This window comes from Pantoea sp. X-Soil-ISGK-355, assembly GCF_059730805.1.
Map to the genome: position 1 here is coordinate 3,198,865 of NZ_AP035971.1, position 22,110 is coordinate 3,220,974.

Below are 22,110 nucleotides of genomic sequence, written 5' to 3' on the forward strand. Positions count from 1 at the left end.
GGGATTAGCGGCGGTTTCTCACCAGCTGATAACGGCGGGTCAGATATTCAACTGGTGCGCTCCAGATATGCACCAGACGACAGAACGGGAACAGCAGGAACAGCGTCATGCCCAGTACCATGTGCACGCGATAGATAAACGCGACGCCCTCAAGATGTTGCGACGCGCCACCGTGGAAGGTCACCACCGCCTGTGCCCAGCCCACCAGCTTCATCATCTCACTGCCGTCCATATGCTGAGCAGAGAACGGAATGGTCAGAAGACCCAGCGTGGCCTGAGCCACCAGCAACGTCAGGATCAGAATGTCGCCGACGCTGCTGGTCGCCCGCACTCGTGGATTGGTCAGACGGCGCTTCAGCAGCAGCGCCCCACCCGCCAGCGTCATCGCACCGAACAGGCCACCGGCAATCATCGCCAGCTTCTGCTTCACGTCGATCGGCAGGAAGGATTCATACATCCAGTGCGGGGTCAGCATCCCGACGATATGACCGAAGAAGATACCGATGATGCCGATGTGGAAAAGGTTAGAGGCAAGCCGCATTCCTTTTTTGTCCAGCATCTGACTGGAACCGGCCCGCCAGCTGTACTGCCCGTAGTCATAGCGCAGCCAGCTCCCAACCAGAAAAATCGTCCCGGCCAGGTAAGGGTAAATATCGAAGAAGAAAGTGTTAATAAAATTCATGCTGATTCTCCTGTGGTGCGCGCCGTCGCCGCGGCGATATCCAGATACTGCGGCGCGACCGCATCGGCGAAGCGACGCTGATGCCTCGCCTGCTGCGCTGAGGCACAGCCCTGTTCGCCGAGAAATTTAATCTGCTCCTCTTCCCAGACCGCATCGAGTGCTGCCGGGGTATCATCACGCGCTTCCTGCGCCACCTGGGGCTTGAGGGCCGCAGGATCGACTGCGCTGCCGGACAGCGTCAGTAACACGGTGAACAGGTCAGCATAAGGACTCTGTCGCTCTTCCAGACGCGCGGCCAGCAAGGCCAGAATTGGCACGATGTCCTCCAGCCCCTGACGCGCGGCCTCATCGCTTTTGCAGGCGAGATATTCCAGGTAGAGCGGCAGATAATCGGGCAACTCTTTGCTGTCCAGTTCCAGACCGTCAGCCCGGTACTGTTCCAGCAGATCAACCATCGCCTGACCGCGATCGCGCGACTCACCGTGCACATGTTCAAACAGCAGCAGCGAGGTGGCGCGGCCGCGATCAAACAGTTCGCAGTAGTCAGCCTGCACATCCAGCATGGGCCGGGTGCAGAGCTGATTGATGAAGCGTACCAGCCGTGCGCTCTGTTGCAGGTTGAGTTCGCTGGCCTCTTCCAGCGCCGCGATCAGGTCGGGATAGTGGGTAAACAGCGCCTCATCCGGGTAGTCCAGCAGACGCGACACAACACGCAGCGTGATCATGAGGCATCCTCCGGACGGCTGGTTTTCCTGCTGACGTCAATGGCATCAATACGGCGGCTGTTGAACAGGTTAAATTTGCTGTCGCTGCCGTGGCAGCCATCGCCAAAGCTGAAGCCACAGCCTTTGCTTTCCGGGAAGGCTTCACGCGCCAGTTCACGATGGCTGGAAGGCACCACAAAGCGATCTTCATAGTTAGCGATCGCCAGATAACGGTACATCTCCTGCGCCTGCGCTTCGGTCAGACCGACCTGCTCCAGCGCCCGGACATCATGCTCACCGTCCACGCTTTCTGCGCGCTTGTAATGGCGCATCGCCAGCATGCGTTTCAGTGCCAGCAGCACCGGTGCGGTGTCGCCTGCGGTCAGCAGGTTCGCCAGGTACTCAACCGGAATGCGCAGGCTTTCCACATCCGGCAGCACGCCGGTATGCGCCAGCGCCCCGCCATCCACCGCCGACTGAATCGGTGATAATGGCGGCACATACCAGACCATCGGCAGCGTGCGGTATTCAGGATGAAGCGGCAGCGCCAGCTTCCATTCCATCGCCATTTTGTAGACCGGAGAGCGTTGCGCGGCGTCGATCACGCTCTGCGCAACGCCATCTTTCAGTGCCTGGGCGATCACGGCCGTATCGTGGGGATCAAGGAAGATATCCAGCTGGCTCTGATAGAGATCTTTCTCGTTTTCCGCTGCGGCCGCCTGTTCAATGCGGTCAGCGTCATAGAGCAGCACGCCGAGATAGCGGATGCGGCCGACACAGGTTTCCGAGCAGACGGTGGGCTGGCCCGCTTCAATACGTGGATAACAGAAAATGCATTTTTCCGATTTGCCGCTTTTCCAGTTGAAGTAGATCTTCTTGTACGGACAGCCGGTCAGGCACATCCGCCAGCCGCGACATTTATCCTGGTCGATCAGCACAATGCCATCTTCGCCGCGCTTGTAGATCGCGCCACTGGGGCAGGTCGCCACGCACGCCGGGTTGAGGCAGTGCTCACACAGGCGCGGCAGATACATCATGAAGGTATGCTCAAACTGGCCGTAGATCTCCTTCTGGATATTATCGAAGTTCTTATCCTGCGAGCGCTTGGCAAATTCGCCGCCAAGGATCTCTTCCCAGTTCGGGCCGTTTTCGATCTTTTTCATCCGCTCACCGGTGATCAGTGAGCGCGGACGTGCGATCGGCTGATGTTTACCGGCAGGCGCGTTGTGCAGATGCTGATAATCGAAATCGAACGGCTCGTAGTAATCATCCAGTGCAGGCACATCCGGGTTAGCGAAGATCTTCGACAGCAGGCCGACGCGACTGCCCATGCGCGGCTCCAGCTTGCCGTTGATCTTACGGATCCAGCCACCCTTCCATTTCTGCTGATTTTCCCAGGCGTGCGGATAGCCGACGCCAGGTTTGCTTTCGACGTTATTGAACCAGGCGTATTCCATGCCCTCGCGACTGGTCCAGACATTTTTACAGGTCACCGAACAGGTGTGGCAGCCGATACATTTGTCGAGATTCAGCACCATGCCGACCTGTGAACGAATTTTCATGGTTTTACCTCCTGCTGGCTGCCCTGGCAGGCATCGTTGCCTTCCCCATCTAACCAGTTAATGTTGTTCATTTTTCTGACCACCACGAACTCATCGCGGTTAGAGCCGACGGTGCCGTAGTAGTTAAAGCCCCAGGAGAGCTGGGCATAACCGCCGATCATATGGGTCGGTTTCGGGCAGGTTCGCGTCACGGAGTTATGGATGCCGCCGCGCTGGCTGGTGATCTCCGAACCGGGGATATTCACGATGCGTTCCTGAGCGTGATACATCATGGTCATACCGGCCGGGATACGCTGGCTCACCACCGCACGCGCGGTCAGTGCACCGTTGGCGTTGAACGCCTCGATCCAGTCGTTATCCACAATGCCCAGCTCGCGGGCGTCATCTTCACTCATCCAGACAATCGGGCCGCCGCGTGATAGCGTCAGCATCAGCAGGTTGTCGCTGTAGGTGGAGTGAATGCCCCATTTCTGATGTGGCGTCAGGAAGTTCAGCGCCTTCTCCGGGTTACCGTTGGGTTTGCTGTTCAGCAACGGCTTCGCCGCACGGGTATCAATTGGCGGACGATAAACCATCAGGCTCTCACCGAAGGCGCGCATCCACTCATGGTCCTGATAGAGCTGCTGCCGACCGCTCAGGGTACGCCACGGGATCAGCTCATGAACGTTGGTGTAGCAGGCGTTGTAGGAGACATGTTCATCTTCCAGACCTGACCAGGTCGGACTGGAGATAATTTTGCGCGGCTGTGCCTGGATATCGCGGAAGCGGATCTTCTCATCTTCTTTGTTCAGTGCCAGATGCGTGTGGTCACGACCGGTAATCGCCCCCAGCGCCTGCCAGGCTTTCACCGCCACCTGACCATTGGTTTCTGGTGCCAGTGCCAGGATCACTTCTGCTGCATCGATCGCCGTGTCAATATTTGGCCGCCCCGCTGCCGGACCATCGGCTTTGACATAGTTAAGCAGCTTGAGGAAATCGACCTCTTTGCTGGTGTTCCAGCTGATGCCTTTGCCGCCGTTACCCAGGGTATCCAGCAACGGTCCCAGCGAGGTAAAGCGTTCCCAGATCGCCGGATAGTCGCGCTCTACCACCATAATGTGTGGCGCGGTTTTGCCCGGAATCAGGTCGCACTCGCCTTTTTTCCAGTCTTTAGTCTCGAACGGCTGCGCCAGTTCGGCCGGTGAGTCATGCAACACCGGCAGCGTCACCACATCCGTTTCAACACCTAAATGGCCAGGGCAGAGATCGGAGAAGGCTTTCGCGATGCCTTTATAAATCTCCCAGTCGCTTTTTGAATCCCAGGCCGGGTCGACGGCCGCCGACAGCGGATGAATAAACGGATGCATATCCGAGGTATTCATATCGTCTTTTTCATACCAGGTGGCGGTTGGCAGTACGACATCGGAGTAGAGACAGGTGCTCGACATACGGAAGTCGAGTGTGACCACCAGATCCAGCTTGCCTTCGGCACCCTGATCCAGCCATTCCACTTCTTCCGGCTTCACGCGGCCCTGCTGACCTAAATCTTTACCCTGAATGCCGTTTTCGGTGCCCAGCAGGTACTTGAGCATGTACTCATGCCCTTTACCTGAGGAGCCGAGCAGGTTAGAGCGCCAGACAAACAGGTTACGCGGGAAGTTCTGCGGGTCGTCCGGCTGTTCAGCGGCAAACCGCATGGTGCCCTGCTTCAGGCTTTCCACTGTGTAATCCAGCGGGGACTGACCGGCGGCTTTCGCCTGCGCCGCGATGTGCAGCGGGTTGACGTTAAGCTGCGGTGCGGAAGGCAGCCAGCCCATGCGTTCGGCACGCACGTTGAGGTCGATCAGGCTGCCGCTGTAGCGACTTTTATCCGCCAGCGGTGACAGCAGTTCGCTGGTAGCCAGGGTTTCATAGCGCCACTGACTGGAGTGGTTGTAGAAGAAAGAGGTGCTGTTCATCTGACGCGGCGGACGCTGCCAGTCGAGGCCAAAGGCCAGCGGGGTCCAGCCAGTCTGTGGACGGAGTTTCTCCTGACCGACATAGTGCGCCCAGCCCCCGCCGCTCTGACCGACGCAGCCGCAGAAAATCAGCATGTTCATCAGGCCGCGGTAGTTCATGTCCATGTGGTACCAGTGGTTCATACCGGCACCGACGATAATCATTGAACGGCCACGGGTTTTCTCGGCGTTTTCGGCAAACTCACGGGCAATGCGGATGATGTTCTGCCGGGAAACACCCGTAATCTGCTCTGCCCAGGCCGGACTGTAGGCTTTAATTTCGTCGTAGCTTTGCGCGCAGTTAGTATCATCAAGGCCGCGATCCAGACCGTAGTTCGCCAGCGTCAGATCGTAGACGCTGGTGACCAGCGCTTCACTGCCATCCGCCAGTTTCAGGCGTTTCACCGGCAGCTTGTGCAGCAGAATCTCATCCAGCGCGACGCTGTTAAAATGCTCGCTGGTGATGCCGCCAAAGTAAGGGAAACCGACTTCAACGACCTCATCGTGGCTGCCGAGCAGGCTGAGTTGCAGCTCCACTTCTTTTTGTGACAGGCCGTCGCGCTGCTCCAGGTTCCATTTCCCTTTTTCGCCCCAGCGGAAGCCGATAGAGCCCTGCGGCGCAATCAATTCACCGGTCGCCTGATCCAGCGCCACGGTTTTCCACTCCGGGTTATTCTCCTGACCCAGACCATCCACCAGATCGCTGGCGCGTAGCTGACGGCCTGCGGCGTAGTAGCCACCCTCGCGTGGCTCCAGCATGACCAGCATCGGCATATCGGTGTAGCGGCGCACATAGTCGCGGAAATAACCGACTTCGCGATCAAGATGAAACTCTTTCAGCATCACATGGCCCATCGCCAGCGCCATCGCGCTGTCGGTGCCCTGCTTCGGACTCAGCCACTGGTCGCACAGCTTCGCGACTTCTGCATAGTCCGGGGTGATTGCCACGGTTTTTGTCCCTTTATAGCGGACTTCCGTAAAGAAGTGCGCATCCGGGGTACGGGTCTGCGGCACGTTGGAGCCCCAGGCAATAATGTAAGAGGAGTTGTACCAGTCGGCCGATTCCGGCACGTCGGTCTGCTCGCCCCAGGTCATCGGTGACGCAGGCGGCAGATCGCAATACCAGTCATAGAAGCTCAGGCAGGTTCCGCCGATCAGTGACAGATAACGAGCGCCGGCAGCGTAAGAGACCATCGACATCGCCGGAATCGGCGAGAATCCCATAATTCGGTCAGGGCCGTAGGTCTTCGCGGTGCAGATGTTCGCAGCAGCGATCATCTCGTTCACTTCCTGCCAGCTGGAACGCACAAAGCCGCCGCGTCCGCGCGCCTGCTTGTAGCTTTTCGCTTTCTCTGGATTGCTGATAATGGATGCCCAGGCCTCCACCGGATCGCTGTGCTGCGCTTTCGCGTCGCGCCACAGCTGAATCAGCTTCTTACGCATCAGCGGATATTTCAGGCGGTTAGCGCTGTAGAGATACCAGGAGTAGCTGGCTCCACGTGGGCAACCACGCGGCTCATGGTTAGGCAGATCGGGACGCGTACGCGGATAGTCGGTCTGCTGGGTCTCCCAGGTGACCAATCCATTTTTGACGTAGATTTTCCAGCTGCAGGAGCCGGTACAGTTAACACCGTGGGTAGAGCGTACGACTTTATCGTGCTGCCAGCGGCTGCGATAACCATCTTCCCAGTCGCGGTTACTGTTTAAAGTCTGCCCATGCTGGCCGGAAAAGGGCTCAGCCAGCTGTTTGAAATAACGAAATCGATCAAGAAACTTGCTCATCCGGAATACTCCTGAAGGCCTGGTATGACATTGCTGACTCTGCATCTGTCGCGATACAGAAAGTAAAATGGTGCCGGTGCGCCACACCGGCTTTGTCGTTATCAGGCGCGGGCTTTTCGTCCGTAAACCAGCCAGGTCACGGCGATGCAGCAGAGATAGAAGACCAGGAAGATTTTCATCGCGCCAGCAGGTGAACCTGTCATGGCAAGCGACAGGCCAAAGGTCTGTGGAATAAAGAAGCCGCCCAGTGCACCAATGGCGGAGATAAAGCCCAGCGCAGCCGAGGTTTCAGTTGCCGCTTCACGCTGCGCATGCGCATCGTCACCACCTTCAGCTTTGATACGTTCCAGCGTCAGCTTGCGGAAGATCACCGCAATCATCTGGTAGGTGGAGCCACTGCCCAGACCGGCGGTCAGAAACAGGCCCATAAACACGGCGAAGAAGGCAATGAACGAGCCATCATGTCCATCTCCCGGCAGTGTGAGGAACAACAGTGCGGCAAACAGCGCCATCAGGATGTAGTTAACCAGCGTGACGCGGGTACCGCCGAGGCGGTCAGAAACGATGCCGCCTGCTGAACGGGCCAGCGCACCAATTAACGGGCCGAAAAAGGCGTAATGCATGATCACAACATCTGGAAACTGCGTTTTCGTCAGCATGGCGAAACCAGCAGAAAATCCGATAAAGGAACCGAAGGTCGCCAGATAGAGCAGTGCCATAATCCACAAATGTGGACGTTTCAGCACCGGCAACTGCTCACGCAGCGAGGATTTCGCCGCCGCGAGATCGTTCATGCCGAACCAGGCTGCGAGCGTGCCGATCGCCAGGAAAGGCACCCAGATCCAGGACGCATTTTCCAGCCAGATGCTGTCGCCGGTGACGGTGGTTTGACCCACATCGGCAAAGCCAAAAATGGCACAGGAGATTGCCAGTGGTGCGACAAACTGCATCACGCTGACGCCAAGATTACCAAGGCCGCCGTTGATACCCAGCGCGCCCCCCTGATGGGCTTTAGGGAAGAAGAAGCTGATGTTGCCCATGCTCGAAGCAAAGTTAGCGCCACCAAATCCGCACAGCAGGGAGATCACCATAAATGTGGCGAATGAGGTCTGGCTGTCCTGTACCGCAAAGCCGAGCCACAGGCAGGGGATAATCAGGATGCCGCTGCTGAAAGCAGTCCAGCGGCGACCACCAAAGATGGGAATAACAAAAGAGTAAGGCACACGCAGCAGCGCGCCGGACACAGACGGCAGCGCGGTCAGCAAAAAGAGCTGCTCCGTAGTGAAGTTAAAGCCGACTTTATTCAGATTCACCGCGACGGTGCTGAACAGCATCCAGACGCAGAAGCCCAGCAGCAGGCAAAAAACAGAAATCCACAGGTTACGGCTGGCGATACGCTTGCCGCGCGTCTGCCAGAACGCCTCATTTTCAGGTTGCCAGTCCTGGATTAACGCGCCGCGCGTCGGGGTTTGCAATGGGGCAGATTGGGTCATAAATCTCTCATCAGCAGAATAATAATTGTGCATATCCTGCGCATCCGGCCTGGTGGCTTGCTTGATACAAATCAACGGCAATGCAGGTTACAAAGGCGTGGCAATCTCAGCTCATCCCGGTTAAGTAGTTAACTGAATGCAGATAACCCTTATAAATCATGCGGTTTAATTGCAGCTGCGAACATCTTCAGCAAAAGGGCATCTGAATGGAAATAAAGGAGTAGTCCTTTGGGGGTATATAGCGACCCCGCTTCACCGGTAAGATAGGCACCTTCGCCCGTACAGGGCTGGCGTATAGGACAGGAAAGATTGTGACGGCAGAGAAATTTACGCTCTTATTAATCGATGATCATCCTATGCTGCGCAACGGTCTGAAGCAGCTGATTGCGCTGGATGAACGACTGCAGGTAGTGGCCGAAGCGGGTAACGGCATTGATGGTCTGGCGCTGGCACAACAGCACGATCCCGACCTGATCCTGCTGGATCTTAATATGCCGGGTCTGAGCGGGCTGGATACCCTCACCCAACTGCGCGAAATCGCCCTTTCTGGCCGGGTGGTGGTGTTCAGCGTTTCCGATAATGAAGAGGATGTGGTCAGCGCGCTGAAGCGCGGTGCGGATGGTTATCTGCTGAAAGATATGGAACCCGAAGCCTTGCTGAAAGCGCTGCATCAGGCGGCCGCCGGGCAGATCGTACTGAGCGAAGCGTTAACCCCAATTCTGGTTGCGCGGTTGCGCAATTCACAGCCTGCGCAGACGCGCGATATCAGCCAGCTGACCCGACGTGAACGCGACATCCTGCAACTGATCAGCGATGGAATGACCAACAAAGCGATTGCCCGCAAACTGGCTATCAGTGAAAGCACGGTCAAGGTTCACGTCAAATATCTGCTGAAAAAAATGAACCTCAAATCCCGCCTTGAAGCCGCCGTCTGGGCGCTGCAGAACGGGCTGCACTAAGTATTTTCCTTCTGCTGTGCGCTGTAGCGCCGCCCCTTCCGCCATAAACTGACGCAGAAATCGCGAGCCGCCTCGCAGCACCGCGCCAGCATCATGAAAAACGCCACTTTTCTGTCGCCAGCCGTCGCCACATTTGCCAGGATGCCTGTCAGGTTACACCCGGTCAGGATCAGGGCGATTATCAGGCTGGCATATGCCCTGCCCTATTCGTTATCATCTGGTTATCCTGCGCGCCGACGCGAATCCCTTTCGGTTTCATGGGCGTTGACCGCCAGAAATTTACCGCATTAAAGATGAGTTAAAACCTTATGCAAGAGCCAACCGAAAAGGACTTTCCTTCCCATACGCCCATGATGCAGCAGTACCTGCGCCTCAAGGCTGAGCATCCTGATATTCTGCTGTTTTACCGTATGGGTGACTTCTACGAGCTGTTTTATGACGACGCAAAACGCGCCTCACAGCTGCTGGAGATTTCACTCACCAAACGCGGCGCGTCCGCGGGCGAACCGATCCCGATGGCAGGTGTGCCCTATCATGCGGTTGAAGGCTATCTGGCTAAGCTGGTTCAGCTGGGCGAATCGGTTGCCATCTGCGAGCAGATAGGCGATCCGGCGCTGAGCAAAGGACCGGTCGAGCGCAAAGTGGTGCGCATTGTAACACCCGGCACCATCAGTGATGAGGCGCTATTGCAGGAGCGGCATGACAATCTGCTGGCGGCGATTGTGCAAAGTCCGCGCGGTTTTGGCTACGCCACGCTGGATATCAGCTCAGGCCGTTTTCGATTAAGCGAACCGGCTGATGCCGAAACCATGGCGGCAGAGCTACAGCGCACCAATCCTGCTGAGCTGCTCTACCCTGAAGATTTTCAGGCGATGTCGCTGATCGATCAGCGTCGTGGCCTGCGCCGTCGTCCGCTGTGGGAGTTTGAAATTGACACCGCGCGCCAGCAGCTGAATCTGCAGTTCGGCACCCGCGACCTCAATTGCTTCGGCGTAGAGAACGCGCACCTCGGACTGAGTGCGGCGGGCTGCCTGTTGCAATATGTCAAAGATACCCAGCGCACCACGCTGCCCCACATCCGCTCGCTGAGCATGGAGCGGCAGCAGGACAGCATCATCATGGATGCCGCCACCCGCCGCAATCTGGAGATTACCCAGAACCTGGCTGGCGGTACTGACAACACCTTAGCGGCTGTGCTGGATAAAACCGTCACCCCGATGGGCAGCCGGATGCTGAAGCGCTGGTTGCATATGCCGCTGCGTGATGTGCGCATCATTAACCAGCGTCAGGAGTCGATTGCTGAACTGCAGAATCTCAGCGACGTACTGCAGCCGGTGCTGCGTCAGGTCGGCGATCTGGAGCGTATCCTGGCGCGTCTCGCACTGCGCACCGCGCGTCCGCGCGACCTGGCCCGCATGCGTCATGCGTTTCAACAACTGCCGGAACTCAACCAACTGCTGGCCGACGTTAAAGCGCCACAGCTACAGAAGCTGCGCACGCAGATGGGCGAATTCAGCGCGTTACGTGAGCTGCTGGAACAGGCGGTGATTGAGTCACCGCCGGTGCTGATTCGCGACGGCGGGGTGATTGCGCCAGGCTACAACGCGGAGCTGGATGAGTGGCGCGCGCTGGCCGATGGCGCTACCGACTACCTTGACCGGCTGGAGATCCGTGAACGCGAGAAGTTGGGACTGGATACGCTGAAGGTCGGCTTTAACGGTGTGCATGGTTATTACATCCAGGTGAGTCGGGGACAGAGTCATCAGGTTCCGATGCACTATGTCCGTCGTCAGACGCTGAAAAACGCTGAGCGCTACATCATCCCGGAACTGAAAGAGTACGAAGATAAAGTTCTCACCTCGAAGGGTAAAGCGCTGTCGCTGGAGAAGAGCCTGTATGAGGCGCTGTTCGATCAGCTGCTGCCGCACCTTGAAGCGCTACAGCTGAGTGCCGCCGCGCTGGCCGAACTGGACGTGTTGAGCAACCTGGCAGAACGTGCCTGGACCCTGAACTATTGCCGTCCTGTGCTGCAGGATAAAGCCGGCATTAAAATCAGTGGCGGTCGCCATCCGGTGGTTGAACAGGTCCTGAAAGAGCCGTTTATTGCTAACCCGCTGTCACTGGCACCCCAGCGCAGAATGCTGATTATTACCGGTCCTAACATGGGTGGTAAAAGTACCTATATGCGACAGGCGGCACTGATTGCGCTGATGGCATGGATTGGCAGTTTCGTTCCTGCCGATGAGACGCTGATTGGACCACTGGATCGCATCTTTACCCGCATCGGTGCCGCTGACGATCTCGCCTCCGGGCGCTCGACCTTTATGGTTGAGATGACCGAAACCGCAAACATCCTGCATAACGCCACTGAAAACAGTCTGGTGCTAATGGATGAGATTGGACGCGGCACCTCGACCTACGACGGTTTATCGCTGGCCTGGGCATGCGCCGAAAACCTGGCGAACCGCATCAAGGCGATGACGCTGTTTGCCACCCACTACTTTGAGCTGACAACATTGCCGGAAAAAATGGAAGGCGTGGTCAACGTCCATCTGGATGCGGTTGAGCATGGCGACACTATTGCCTTTATGCACAGCGTTCAGGAAGGTGCAGCGAGCAAGAGTTATGGTCTGGCCGTAGCCGCGCTGGCCGGCGTGCCAAAAGAGGTGATCAAGCGAGCGCGCAACAAGCTGAAAGAGCTGGAAACCGTTTCAAATCACTCGGCATCATCAACGGTAGATGGTTCTCAGCTGCCGCTGCTGGTTGAAGAGACCTCGCCAGCGGTGGAGGCGCTTGAGGCGCTGGATCCGGATACGCTGACACCGCGTCAGGCGCTCGACTGGATTTACCGGCTTAAATCACTGGTGTGATAGCACGCCGCATCGTGTGAACGCACGGTGCGGCGCTGGCACACTTCTGTAAATCACTTTTCTGCAGGCATAAAAAAAACGGTGGTTTTCACCACCGCTTTTTGCATTCGAACTCAGACCATCTTACAGACGATTATTCACGAAACAGTGCTTCGATGCTAAGGCCCTGCGCCTGCAGGATTTCTCGCAGACGGCGCAAACCTTCAACCTGAATCTGACGTACACGCTCACGGGTTAAGCCGATTTCACGACCCACATCCTCAAGCGTTGCCGCTTCATAGCCTAACAGGCCGAAACGACGTGCCAGCACTTCACGCTGCTTGGCGTTCAGTTCGAACAGCCATTTGACGATGCTTTGTTTCATATCATCGTCCTGCGTGGTGTCTTCAGGGCCGTTGTCTTTCTCATCGGCCAGAATATCCAGCAGCGCTTTTTCAGAATCACCGCCCAATGGCGTATCAACTGAGGTAATGCGTTCGTTGAGACGTAACATACGGCTTACGTCCTCAACAGGTTTATCAAGCTGATCGGCGATCTCTTCCGCACTCGGCTCATGGTCGAGCTTGTGGGAAAGTTCACGCGCAGTTCGCAGATAAACATTCAGTTCTTTTACAATGTGAATCGGCAGACGAATGGTACGGGTTTGATTCATGATCGCCCGTTCAATGGTCTGACGAATCCACCAGGTAGCATAGGTTGAGAAACGGAACCCGCGCTCGGGGTCAAATTTCTCAACGGCACGAATCAGGCCGAGGTTACCTTCTTCAATCAGGTCCAGCAGGGCTAAACCACGATTGCTGTAACGACGGGCGATTTTCACTACCAGGCGTAAGTTACTTTCGATCATGCGGCGACGGGAAGGGATGTCACCTCTCAATGCACGGCGAGCGAAGAAAACTTCTTCCTCTGCCGTTAACAACGGAGAATAGCCAATCTCCCCAAGATAGAGCTGCGTCGCATCTAATACACGCTGCGTCGCACCCTGTGATAGCAACTCTTCTTCCGCTACGTCGCTATCACTGGCTTCGTTTTCAACGAGTGCCTTCTCGTCAAAAATTTCAGCTCCATTCTCATCGAATTCCGCGTTCTCATGTAACTCGTTTACTTTCAGCGTATTCTGGCTCATAAGCGGCTCCTACCCGTGATTCCAGGGCAGAACATAAAACAGTTTTGTTCTGCCGGATTATCGCTGCGGTAAATAACGCAACGGGTTTACGGATTTCCCCTTGTAACGAATTTCAAAGTGTAATCTGACTGAACTGGTTCCGGTGCTACCCATGGTAGCGATCTTTTGCCCCGCCTTAACTTCCTGTTGTTCCCGAACCAGCATTGTATCGTTGTGGGCGTAGGCGCTCAGGTAATCATCGTTGTGTTTAATGATGATCAAATTACCGTAACCCCGGAGTGCGTTACCTGCGTAAACCACTCGTCCTGAAGCAGTGGCAACCACAGATTGTCCGCGCGTCCCGGCGATATCGATACCTTTATTGCCACCTTCGGCGGCAGAGAAGTTATCGATAATCTTCCCGTCAGTCGGCCAGCGCCAGCTTCCGACCGGCGTTGAACTGTTGGTAGTACTGCTAACCGTTGGGGGTGCGGTAATCACCGGAGCTGTTGTCGTTGCAACATTTGCTCCTTTCGAAGGCAACAATTTGCTGCCACCCGAATTACCTGAATCATCAGAATACGTAATAACAGGTTGCTGTGCAACAGCAGGCGATTTAATTTGTGGCGCGGCCGGCACGCCGCCCTGCGTTGCATCAGCAACGGTAATGGGATTTCCACCGGTAATCGGCTGGCCCGATCCGTTACCAATCTGTAAAGTCTGGCCTACATTCAGGCTATATGGCGCGGCAACGTTATTGCGCTGGGCTAAATCACGGAAATCATTGCCGGTAATCCAGGCAATGTAAAACAAGGTGTCTCCGCGCTTAACGGTATACGTTTCACCGGAGTAGCTACCCTTAGGAATATTCTGGTAACTGCGGTTGTACACTATCCGGCCGTTCTGCGTCTCAACATTACTGTTGGTACTAATCATTCCACCATTGCTGGGAACAGATGCTGAATTTCTGCTTAACATTTGTCCCTGAGACGGCGCGGCAGGAACGCCACCCGAAACCGGGCCTGCGACAGCCTGGCTGTTCATCATGCCACCATCATCGCCAACGCGACTGATGGGTGCCTGTGAGTTGTCGCCGGAGCTGCAGCCTGCAAGCCAGAATCCTACCAGTGAAAGTGCCGCCAGACGGCGTAACTGAAAAAGTGTGCTTCCCGTGCTCATTAATCCCCCGTGATGGCAACGCTGATCTATCTGTTTCACTGTACCGGCCAGCAGAATGCTCTGCGCGGCGCGATAAAATCTGTGTTTTCGTTGAATAAACTGGATAGTAACAATATCAACCAGGTGGTGCCATGAAACAGTTGTGAAGAAATACGAAGAGCGTCAGGCGAGATCGCCCTGCACCAGCGGAACAAAACGCACCGGTTCAATGATCTCTTCCGTAACTTCTGCGCCCTGGCGACGCAGGCGCTTCAGTACCTGCTGATCTTCGCCAACCGGCAGCACCATAATGCCGCCTTCTGCCAGTTGTGCTATCAGCGCATTCGGAATTTCCGGTGGAGCGGCTGTAACGATAATGGCATCGAACGGCCCGCGAGAAGGCCAGCCCTGCCAGCCATCGCCATGGCGGGTTGAGACATTATGCAGATCCAGCTGTTTCAGACGACGCTTGGCCTGCCACTGCAGCCCTTTGATGCGTTCCACTGAATAAACATGGTCTACCAGATGGGCAAGAATCGCTGTCTGATACCCGGACCCCGTACCAATCTCCAGTACACGCGAATGCGGATTCAGGCCGAGTAACGCGGTCATCCGCGCGACCATATAGGGCTGTGAGATCGTCTGACCGGAGCCGATAGGCAAGGCTACATTGTCCCAGGCTTTATGCTCGAACGCCTCGTCGATAAACCGTTCGCGTGGCACCTCGCTGATGGCTTTCAGCAGGTTCTCATCATCAATACCCTGCTGACGCAGTTGTGACAGCAATGTCTCAATACGCCGATTCACCATGCCAGGTTCACCTCAGCTTTAGCCAGCCAGTCACTGAGCACATTCTGCGCGCTGTGCGCCGTTAAATCGACATGTAGTGCGGTCACAGAAACGTAGCCCTGATCCACGGCGGCAAAGTCCGTATCCGGGCCCGCATCCAGTTTTTCGCCCGGCGGGCCAATCCAGTAGAGGGTATTGCCACGCGGATCCTGCTGCGCAATCACCTGATCCGCTGGATGGCGACTGCCACAGCGCGTCACGCGGATGCCTTTAAGTTCGGCCAGCGGCAGATCGGGGACATTGATGTTGAGAATGCGGCCGGTGCGCAGCGGTTCATGCGTCAGCGCCCTGAGGATTGCGCAGGTCACCGCTGCCGCAGTGGCGTAGTGCTGATGGCCGTTAAGCGAAACCGCTATCGCCGGTAAACCAAGATGTCGCCCTTCCATCGCCGCCGCCACCGTGCCGGAGTAGATGACATCATCGCCCAGATTAGGGCCGGCATTGATGCCTGACACCACAATGTCAGGACGCGGCTGCATCAGCGCATTCACCCCCAGATAGACGCAATCGGTCGGGGTGCCCATCTGAACCGCGATATCGCCGTTTTCATGGGTGAAAGTACGCAGAGGTGTTTCCAGCGTTAAGGAGTTGGAGGCACCGCTTCGGTTACGATCGGGAGCAACAACCTGCACGTCAGCAATCTGCCGCAGAGCGTTTGCCAGAGTCTGAATGCCTGGCGCATGAATGCCGTCATCGTTGCTGAGCAATATCCGCATTTCGTTCTGACCTTTTTTTATTCGACTGGTCGCCGTGACTGAACCTGTTTCAACGGCATGGCAACAGGTGATGAATGGACAGCGATTTTTGCATTCTAGCGAGGCACGCAAGGAAGTGGTAGGCGTAAATCACACGACGGTGGGGGTTTGCCGCAACATTACCCACAAGTCGGGTCATGTTGCAGCGAAGATTACTCATCAGGCTGATCGGGCGAATCCGTTTGAGTCAACAGCTCCCGGACCACGCTGGTGGCAAAGCTACCCGCAGGCAGCCAGAACGCCAGTTCCAGCGTGACGTCATCCCACCAGCTCCATTGCATATCGCGCGGCACCACCAGCATGGCGCGGCGGGCGGCATCGACCTTCTCACGTTCCATTAATTCCAGCAGCAGCGACTCATCCGCCAGCGCCTGCTGTTCAAAGGCCAGCGCGTCAGCCTGCGGGCCAGGCTCACCGCGTCCGGGCAGCGGCGCGGTAATGCGCAGCTCATGCTGTTCAACCCGGCGCTGTGACTCTGCAAGTTCATCAGGCTGGGCAACAAACCAGCTGCCACGGCCAGTCAGCTGCAAAGCATCGCCGTTGAGCACCTGCGTCAGGCTGCCCTGCTGTTGCAGACGCGCACTGGTCACCTGATTAAACAGCGCACTGCGTGCGGCAGAAAGCATCAGGCTGCGCTTGTTGCGGTCGCGAATAATGATCTCATTGCGCGCCCACTTTTCCGCCATCACCAGGTTATTGCCGCCGCGACCAAAACGCTGTTCACCAAAATAGTTGGGCGCGCCCGCATCGCGAATCTGCGCCAGACGCGTTTCAACCGCATCACGATCGCTGATCTGGCGAATGACCAGCCGGAACGTATTCCCTGCCAGTGCGCCGATGCGCAGCTTACGCTTGTGGCGCACCACCTGCAGAATGTCGACGCCCTCAAGCGAAAAACCTCGCAGATCGGGCATCGCATTGCCTGGCAGACGAAAACAGAGGGTCTGCTCCGTGACCGCATGGCGGTCTTTCATCCCGGCATAGCTCATGTCGCGCTGATGAATACCAAGATACTTAGCCAGCGCCTCCGCCACAAAGCGGGTATTGGCCCCGACCTTACGGATACGCACCAGCAGATGCTCACCTTCCCCATCCGCGCCATACCCGAGGTCTTCCACCACCACGAAATCTTCCGGGTTGGCTTTGATCACACCGGAAGCGACGGGCGTGCCGTGCAGGTAATTCAGCGTCATTGGCTGTCAGCTTTCAGAACTAACGCGACCGCTTCACAGGCGATGCCTTCGCCGCGCCCGGTAAAGCCGAGCTTCTCGGTGGTGGTCGCTTTAACGTTGACCGCATCCATATGGCAGCCTAAATCTTCTGCAATGTTGATGCGCATCTGTGGCACGTGCGGCAGCATTTTCGGAGCCTGAGCAATAATCGTAACGTCGACATTACCGATACGATAGCCTTTGGCTTCGATACGACGCCAGGCCTCTCGCAACAGGCCGCGGCTGTCCGCCCCTTTAAAGGCCGGATCGGTGTCGGGAAACAGCTTGCCGATGTCGCCCATCGCTACTGCGCCAAGCAGCGCGTCAGTCAGCGCATGCAGCGCTACATCGCCATCCGAATGGGCGATAAAACCGTGTTCAAACGGGATCCGCACACCGCCAATCACTAACGGACCTTCTCCGCCAAAGGCGTGAACGTCAAAACCGTGACCGATACGCATCATGCGCTCTCCTCTAATTGAATCTGACTCAGATAAAAAGCCGCCAGCGCCAGATCTTCTGGCCGGGTGACTTTGATGTTATCACTGCGTCCGCTGACTAGCAGCGGATGGTAGCCGCAATACTCTAGCGCCGACGCTTCATCGGTGATGGTCGCGCCTTCTGCCAGCGCCCGCGTCAGGCAGGCGGTGAGCAGTGCATGAGGGAAAAATTGCGGTGTTAAGGCGTGCCAGAGATCGTCACGTTCTACGGTATGGGCCACTGCCGCTTTGCCCGGCTCGCCCCGCTTCATCGTGTCGCGCACGGGCGCGGCCAGAATTCCGCCTACGTGGCTCTGTTCGCGCACGTTGAGCAGTTGCTGGAGATCGTCGGGATGCAGACAGGGACGCGCAGCGTCATGGACCAGCACCCAGGCGGAACCCTGTGCGGCCTGGAGTCCTGCCAGCACCGATTCGGCACGAGTCTCTCCGCCTGTGACCCTGACCACGCGCGGATCGCGTGCCAGCGGCAGGGAAGCAAAGTGCTCGTCATCGGGGCTAAGGGCAACAATCACCTGTCTGATAGCGGGATGGGAAAACAGACGTGCAATGCTGTGTTCCAGAAGGGTGTGCTGACCAATCGTCAGATACTGCTTTGGACAGGTTGCCTGCATGCGGCTGCCGATCCCGGCAGCGGGCACCACGGCAATCACATCCGCAAGGGAGGCCAGAGTGTTCATGTTTTATCGTTGTAGGTTTTGCGCTGATTGTTGCGCGTTGCGTTTATTCTGGTCAGGCACCAGACGATAGAAGGTCTCACCGGGCTTAATCATGCCCAGTTCATTGCGCGCACGCTCCTCGATCGCTTCCGAGCCGCCATTGAGGTCATCAATTTCGGCAAACAGCTGATCGTTTCGCGATTTCAGTTTGGCATTGTTTGCCTGTTGCACCGCGACATCATCATTGACGCGCGTATAGTCATGGATGCCATTTTTCCCCAGCCACAATGAATATTGCAGCCAGCCTAGCAGCACCAATAACAGTAACGTCAGTTTTCCCATCCCGCCCCCTAAAAACGGCCCAATCATCCCATAACTTTGCACAGGACTCCACACCAGCGGCGAAAATGGCATGCTTTGCTGCGCGTCCGGGTAATCAGTACCGATTCTGGCGGGAAAAGATTTGTAACCTGCCGATGCGTTTGCACATCAGCACAGGCGCAGTGATGGCTTACCAGCCAGAAAGAAATGAGAACATTAACCAGAAGAGCGTGACCACCATAATCACTGTGGCAAGCGCGGCCCAGAGCCACTGCCCGCTCAGCAGCGTATTCAGTGCAATACCCGTCACCACGGCGACCGGCAACAGCGCCAGAAAGAATGGCCAGGTATAGAGAAAGAAAAACAGCGTGTTAGAGCCGAACAGCAGGAATGGAATCGCCAGCGCACACCAGTAAGCAAGAAAGCCGATAACGCCGCCCGGCAGCAGTGAGCGTGGCTCATCCGGGGCTGAGTCATCTTTACGGGCGAGCATTGGGGTAATGTTCTGCATAGGCATCCTGTTGGCGCGAGGGCGGCAGATCAGACCCGATCTGCCGCTGTCTCTTCAGGATCTGATGATATCGCGGTCACGCAGCAGGTCTAACAATTGGGCAGCCAGTTTTGTAACCAATTGTTCGCCATCCAGCTTGATTTCCGGGCTGTCTGGCGCCTCATAGACGCTGTCGATGCCGGTGAAATTACGCAGCTCACCGGCGCGCGCTTTGCGATATAAACCTTTCGGATCGCGCGCTTCACACACCGCTAACGGTGTATCGACAAACACCTCGATAAACTGCCCTGGCTCCAGCAGGTCGCGCACCATCTGACGCTCGGCGCGATGCGGCGAAATAAAGGCGGTGAGCACCACGAGTCCGGCATCCACCATCAGCTTCGCCACTTCACCGACCCGACGGATGTTCTCCTTGCGGTCATCATCGCTGAAGCCGAGGTCACGACAGAGGCCGTGACGCACATTGTCACCATCCAGCAGATAGGTGCTGACACCGATGCGGTGCAGCGCCTGCTCCAGCGCACCTGCGACGGTGGATTTCCCCGAGCCCGAAAGCCCGGTGAACCACAGCACCACGCCCTGATGGCCGTGCTGCTGCTCGCGAGAAGCACGTGTTACCGGATGGTCATGCCACACCACGTTATCATCGTGCTGCGCCATTATTGACCGCCCAGCAGGTCGCGCGCGTTCCAGTGTGGGAAGTGACGACGCACCAGCGCATTCAGTTCCAGCTCAAACGCGCTGAACTCACCGCTGTTAACCGGCGCATCATGGTTTGGCTGATGGATCATGCCGGCACCCACGGTGACGTTACTCAGGCGATCGATAAAGATCATGCCGCCGGTTACCGGGTTCTGCTGATAGCTATCGAGCACCATCGGTTCGTCAAAGGTGATCTCAATGCGACCAATACCGTTCAGCGGCAGCGAATCGACCTGACGCGTCTCCAGCGAATTGATCTCGACCTGATGCAGCACCTTCTCAACGCGACCACGGGTTTTCTTACCGGCGATTTTCAGGTCATAGCTCTGACCGGCCTGCAGCGGCTGTTCCGCCATCCAGACCACATCAACGCTGGCAGACTGCACCGCAGCCAGTGCTTCGCTGGCATCCACCAGCAGATCGCCACGGCTGATATCAATCTCATCCTGCAGTACCAGCGTAATCGCTTCGCCTGCACCCGCTTCCTGCAAATCGCCATCAAAAGTCACAATACGGGCAATAGTCGACTCCACGCCAGACGGCAGCACTTTTACCCGCTGGCCCACCTGCACGCTGCCCGACGCCAGAGTACCGGCATAGCCACGGAAATCCAGGTTGGGACGGTTCACATACTGCACCGGGAAACGCATCGGCTGATGATCGACAACGCGCTTCAGCTCCACGGTTTCCAGTACATCCAGCAGGGTCGGTCCGCTGTACCACGGCATGGTCTGACTGGCAGAGGCAACGTTGTCCCCTTCCAGCGCTGACATTGGCACAAAGCGGATATCAAGGTCTTCCGGCAGCTGGGCAGCAAAATCCAGGTAATCCTGTTTGATCTGCTCGAAGCGTGCCTGATCGTACTCCACCAGGTCCATCTTGTTGATCGCCACCACCAGGTGTTTGATGCCCAACAGCGTTGAGATAAAGCTGTGACGGCGGGTCTGATCCAGTACGCCTTTACGTGCATCGATCAGCAGGATCGCCAGATCGCAGGTTGACGCGCCGGTCGCCATGTTGCGGGTGTACTGCTCATGTCCCGGCGTGTCCGCGATAATAAATTTACGCTTTTCGGTCGAAAAGTAGCGGTAGGCCACATCAATAGTAATGCCCTGCTCACGCTCCGCCTGCAGGCCATCCACCAGCAGCGCCAGGTCGAGCTTCTCGCCCTGGGTGCCGTGTCGTTTGCTGTCGTTGTGCAGTGATGAAAGCTGATCTTCATAGATCTGACGGGTGTCATGCAGCAGACGCCCAATCAGGGTACTTTTTCCGTCGTCCACGCTGCCGCAGGTCAGAAAACGCAGCAGGCTCTTATGCTGTTGAGCGGTCAGCCAGGCTTCAACGCCGCCCTGGTCGGCAATCTGTTGTGCAATTACGGTATTCATCTGGCGTCTCCTTAGAAATAACCCTGGCGTTTTTTCAGTTCCATCGAACCGGACTGATCGCGATCGATCATGCGGCCCTGACGCTCGCTGGTGGTGGAGACCAGCATCTCTTCGATGATCTCCGGCAGCGTCTGCGCTTCGGACTCTACCGCCCCAGTCAGCGGCCAGCAGCCGAGCGTACGGAAACGGACCATCCGCTGGGTGATCTCTTCACCCGGCTGCAGGTTGATGCGATCGTCATCGATCATCATCAGCATGCCATCACGCTCCAGCACCGGACGCGGCGCGGCGAGATAGAGCGGCACGATCTCGATGTTTTCCAGGAAGATGTACTGCCAGATATCCAGTTCGGTCCAGTTCGACAGCGGGAAGACACGGATGCTCTCGCCTTTGTTGATCTGGCCGTTGTAGTTGTGCCACAGCTCAGGACGCTGGTTTTTCGGATCCCAGCGATGGAAGCGGTCACGGAAGGAGTAGATACGCTCTTTGGCGCGTGACTTTTCTTCATCGCGACGAGCGCCACCAAAGGCCGCATCAAAACCATATTTGTTCAGCGCCTGCTTCAGCCCTTCGGTCTTCATAATGTCAGTGTGTTTGGCACTGCCGTGGACAAAAGGGTTAATCCCCATCGCCACGCCTTCCGGATTGCGGTGAACCAGCAACTCTGCGCCCATCGCTTTCACGGTGCGGTCGCGAAACGCGTACATTTCACGGAATTTCCAGCCGGTATCCACATGCAGCAGCGGGAACGGCAGCGTGCCCGGATAAAAGGCTTTACGCGCCAGATGCAGCATCACCGAGGAGTCTTTGCCGATGGAGTACATCATCACCGGGTTGCTGAACTCCGCTGCCACTTCGCGAATGATGTGGATACTCTCCGCCTCCAGCTGACGCAGATGAGTGAGTCGTTTTTGGTCCATGATTTTCCC

At 56.8% G+C, this 22,110-nt stretch carries 19 protein-coding genes; 2 read left to right on the forward strand and 17 right to left on the reverse strand.

Annotated elements, in window-relative coordinates; translation table 11 throughout:
• Positions 1 to 4: 4 nt before the first annotated feature.
• The 5 genes from narI to AC6I8J_RS14690 all read right to left on the reverse strand — a co-directional run bounded on the left by narI (position 5) and on the right by AC6I8J_RS14690 (position 8,199).
• Positions 5 to 682, reverse strand: a complete 678-nt coding sequence (gene narI, locus AC6I8J_RS14670; RefSeq protein WP_161732762.1) for a respiratory nitrate reductase subunit gamma — start codon at positions 680 to 682, stop codon at positions 5 to 7.
• Entirely contained in the window at positions 679 to 1,407 is a 729-nt protein-coding gene (gene narJ, locus AC6I8J_RS14675) for a nitrate reductase molybdenum cofactor assembly chaperone (RefSeq protein ID WP_161732764.1), read from the reverse strand. The genes narI and narJ overlap by 4 nt, the downstream gene beginning before the upstream one ends.
• A complete protein-coding gene (gene narH, locus AC6I8J_RS14680; RefSeq protein ID WP_161732766.1) occupies positions 1,404 to 2,948 on the reverse strand; it encodes a nitrate reductase subunit beta in 1,545 nt (514 codons plus the stop codon). Before narH ends, narJ begins: the two co-directional genes overlap by 4 nt.
• Entirely contained in the window at positions 2,945 to 6,706 is a 3,762-nt protein-coding gene (locus AC6I8J_RS14685; protein WP_161732768.1) for a nitrate reductase subunit alpha, read from the reverse strand. The genes narH and AC6I8J_RS14685 overlap by 4 nt, the downstream gene beginning before the upstream one ends.
• Before the next feature lie 101 nt (positions 6,707 to 6,807).
• The gene (locus AC6I8J_RS14690; RefSeq protein WP_497825513.1) at positions 6,808 to 8,199 is read right to left on the reverse strand and encodes a NarK family nitrate/nitrite MFS transporter; all 1,392 of its coding nucleotides are present in this window, start codon (positions 8,197 to 8,199) and stop codon (positions 6,808 to 6,810) included.
• Positions 8,200 to 8,510: 311 nt separating this feature from the next.
• Between AC6I8J_RS14690 and narL the strand changes: the two genes are divergently transcribed.
• Positions 8,511 to 9,158 (forward strand): two-component system response regulator NarL, encoded by a 648-nt coding sequence (narL, locus tag AC6I8J_RS14695; RefSeq protein WP_161732772.1) that lies wholly within the window; start codon positions 8,511 to 8,513, stop codon positions 9,156 to 9,158.
• A 308-nt stretch (positions 9,159 to 9,466) separates the two neighbouring features.
• Positions 9,467 to 12,028, forward strand: a complete 2,562-nt coding sequence (mutS, locus tag AC6I8J_RS14700; RefSeq protein ID WP_497825514.1) for a DNA mismatch repair protein MutS — start codon at positions 9,467 to 9,469, stop codon at positions 12,026 to 12,028.
• Positions 12,029 to 12,161: 133 nt separating this feature from the next.
• Here the strand turns inward: mutS and rpoS are convergent, their stop codons facing one another.
• From rpoS to cysD, 12 genes are all read right to left on the reverse strand, one after another.
• Entirely contained in the window at positions 12,162 to 13,154 is a 993-nt protein-coding gene (gene rpoS / locus AC6I8J_RS14705; RefSeq protein ID WP_161732776.1) for an RNA polymerase sigma factor RpoS, read from the reverse strand.
• A 57-nt stretch (positions 13,155 to 13,211) separates the two neighbouring features.
• Complete coding sequence (nlpD, locus tag AC6I8J_RS14710) at positions 13,212 to 14,312, reverse strand: murein hydrolase activator NlpD (protein ID WP_497825515.1); 1,101 nt, start codon at positions 14,310 to 14,312, stop codon at positions 13,212 to 13,214.
• Positions 14,313 to 14,474: 162 nt separating this feature from the next.
• Entirely contained in the window at positions 14,475 to 15,101 is a 627-nt protein-coding gene (locus AC6I8J_RS14715) for a protein-L-isoaspartate(D-aspartate) O-methyltransferase (protein WP_260059938.1), read from the reverse strand.
• Positions 15,095 to 15,856, reverse strand: a complete 762-nt coding sequence (gene surE, locus AC6I8J_RS14720) for a 5'/3'-nucleotidase SurE (protein WP_150014618.1) — start codon at positions 15,854 to 15,856, stop codon at positions 15,095 to 15,097. The genes AC6I8J_RS14715 and surE overlap by 7 nt, the downstream gene beginning before the upstream one ends.
• Positions 15,857 to 16,047: 191 nt before the next feature.
• Positions 16,048 to 17,088 (reverse strand): tRNA pseudouridine(13) synthase TruD, encoded by a 1,041-nt coding sequence (gene truD / locus AC6I8J_RS14725; protein WP_497825516.1) that lies wholly within the window; start codon positions 17,086 to 17,088, stop codon positions 16,048 to 16,050.
• Positions 17,085 to 17,567, reverse strand: a complete 483-nt coding sequence (ispF, locus tag AC6I8J_RS14730; RefSeq protein ID WP_008927107.1) for a 2-C-methyl-D-erythritol 2,4-cyclodiphosphate synthase — start codon at positions 17,565 to 17,567, stop codon at positions 17,085 to 17,087. Before ispF ends, truD begins: the two co-directional genes overlap by 4 nt.
• Positions 17,567 to 18,283 (reverse strand): 2-C-methyl-D-erythritol 4-phosphate cytidylyltransferase, encoded by a 717-nt coding sequence (gene ispD, locus AC6I8J_RS14735; protein ID WP_222925051.1) that lies wholly within the window; start codon positions 18,281 to 18,283, stop codon positions 17,567 to 17,569. Before ispD ends, ispF begins: the two co-directional genes overlap by 1 nt.
• A gap of 3 nt (positions 18,284 to 18,286) precedes the next feature.
• Entirely contained in the window at positions 18,287 to 18,604 is a 318-nt protein-coding gene (gene ftsB / locus AC6I8J_RS14740; RefSeq protein ID WP_003849108.1) for a cell division protein FtsB, read from the reverse strand.
• Between the two features lie 169 nt (positions 18,605 to 18,773).
• Positions 18,774 to 19,094, reverse strand: a complete 321-nt coding sequence (locus AC6I8J_RS14745) for a DUF3561 family protein (RefSeq protein WP_150014624.1) — start codon at positions 19,092 to 19,094, stop codon at positions 18,774 to 18,776.
• Positions 19,095 to 19,148: 54 nt separating this feature from the next.
• Positions 19,149 to 19,754 (reverse strand): adenylyl-sulfate kinase, encoded by a 606-nt coding sequence (gene cysC, locus AC6I8J_RS14750; RefSeq protein ID WP_161732784.1) that lies wholly within the window; start codon positions 19,752 to 19,754, stop codon positions 19,149 to 19,151.
• Positions 19,754 to 21,181, reverse strand: coding sequence for a sulfate adenylyltransferase subunit CysN (gene cysN, locus AC6I8J_RS14755; RefSeq protein WP_161732786.1), 1,428 nt, complete (start codon positions 21,179 to 21,181; stop codon positions 19,754 to 19,756). The genes cysC and cysN overlap by 1 nt, the downstream gene beginning before the upstream one ends.
• An 11-nt stretch (positions 21,182 to 21,192) precedes the next feature.
• Positions 21,193 to 22,101 (reverse strand): sulfate adenylyltransferase subunit CysD, encoded by a 909-nt coding sequence (cysD, locus tag AC6I8J_RS14760; protein ID WP_013358871.1) that lies wholly within the window; start codon positions 22,099 to 22,101, stop codon positions 21,193 to 21,195.
• Between the last annotated feature and the right edge of the window lie 9 nt (positions 22,102 to 22,110).

Excerpts from the sequence above, each read along its gene's own strand:
- narI (WP_161732762.1), bottom strand. The coding sequence starts at position 682 with ATGAATTTTATTAACACTTTCTTCTTCGATATTTACCCTTACCTGGCC.
- narJ (WP_161732764.1), bottom strand. The coding sequence starts at position 1,407 with ATGATCACGCTGCGTGTTGTGTCGCGTCTGCTGGACTACCCGGATGAG.
- narH (WP_161732766.1), bottom strand. The coding sequence starts at position 2,948 with ATGAAAATTCGTTCACAGGTCGGCATGGTGCTGAATCTCGACAAATGT.
- AC6I8J_RS14685 (WP_161732768.1), bottom strand. The coding sequence starts at position 6,706 with ATGAGCAAGTTTCTTGATCGATTTCGTTATTTCAAACAGCTGGCTGAG.
- AC6I8J_RS14690 (WP_497825513.1), bottom strand. The coding sequence starts at position 8,199 with ATGACCCAATCTGCCCCATTGCAAACCCCGACGCGCGGCGCGTTAATC.
- mutS (WP_497825514.1), top strand. The coding sequence starts at position 9,467 with ATGCAAGAGCCAACCGAAAAGGACTTTCCTTCCCATACGCCCATGATG.
- rpoS (WP_161732776.1), bottom strand. The coding sequence starts at position 13,154 with ATGAGCCAGAATACGCTGAAAGTAAACGAGTTACATGAGAACGCGGAA.
- nlpD (WP_497825515.1), bottom strand. The coding sequence starts at position 14,312 with ATGAGCACGGGAAGCACACTTTTTCAGTTACGCCGTCTGGCGGCACTT.
- AC6I8J_RS14715 (WP_260059938.1), bottom strand. The coding sequence starts at position 15,101 with ATGGTGAATCGGCGTATTGAGACATTGCTGTCACAACTGCGTCAGCAG.
- surE (WP_150014618.1), bottom strand. The coding sequence starts at position 15,856 with ATGCGGATATTGCTCAGCAACGATGACGGCATTCATGCGCCAGGCATT.
- truD (WP_497825516.1), bottom strand. The coding sequence starts at position 17,088 with ATGACGCTGAATTACCTGCACGGCACGCCCGTCGCTTCCGGTGTGATC.
- ispF (WP_008927107.1), bottom strand. The coding sequence starts at position 17,567 with ATGCGTATCGGTCACGGTTTTGACGTTCACGCCTTTGGCGGAGAAGGT.
- ispD (WP_222925051.1), bottom strand. The coding sequence starts at position 18,283 with ATGAACACTCTGGCCTCCCTTGCGGATGTGATTGCCGTGGTGCCCGCT.
- ftsB (WP_003849108.1), bottom strand. The coding sequence starts at position 18,604 with ATGGGAAAACTGACGTTACTGTTATTGGTGCTGCTAGGCTGGCTGCAA.
- AC6I8J_RS14745 (WP_150014624.1), bottom strand. The coding sequence starts at position 19,094 with ATGCAGAACATTACCCCAATGCTCGCCCGTAAAGATGACTCAGCCCCG.
- cysC (WP_161732784.1), bottom strand. The coding sequence starts at position 19,754 with ATGGCGCAGCACGATGATAACGTGGTGTGGCATGACCATCCGGTAACA.
- cysN (WP_161732786.1), bottom strand. The coding sequence starts at position 21,181 with ATGAATACCGTAATTGCACAACAGATTGCCGACCAGGGCGGCGTTGAA.
- cysD (WP_013358871.1), bottom strand. The coding sequence starts at position 22,101 with ATGGACCAAAAACGACTCACTCATCTGCGTCAGCTGGAGGCGGAGAGT.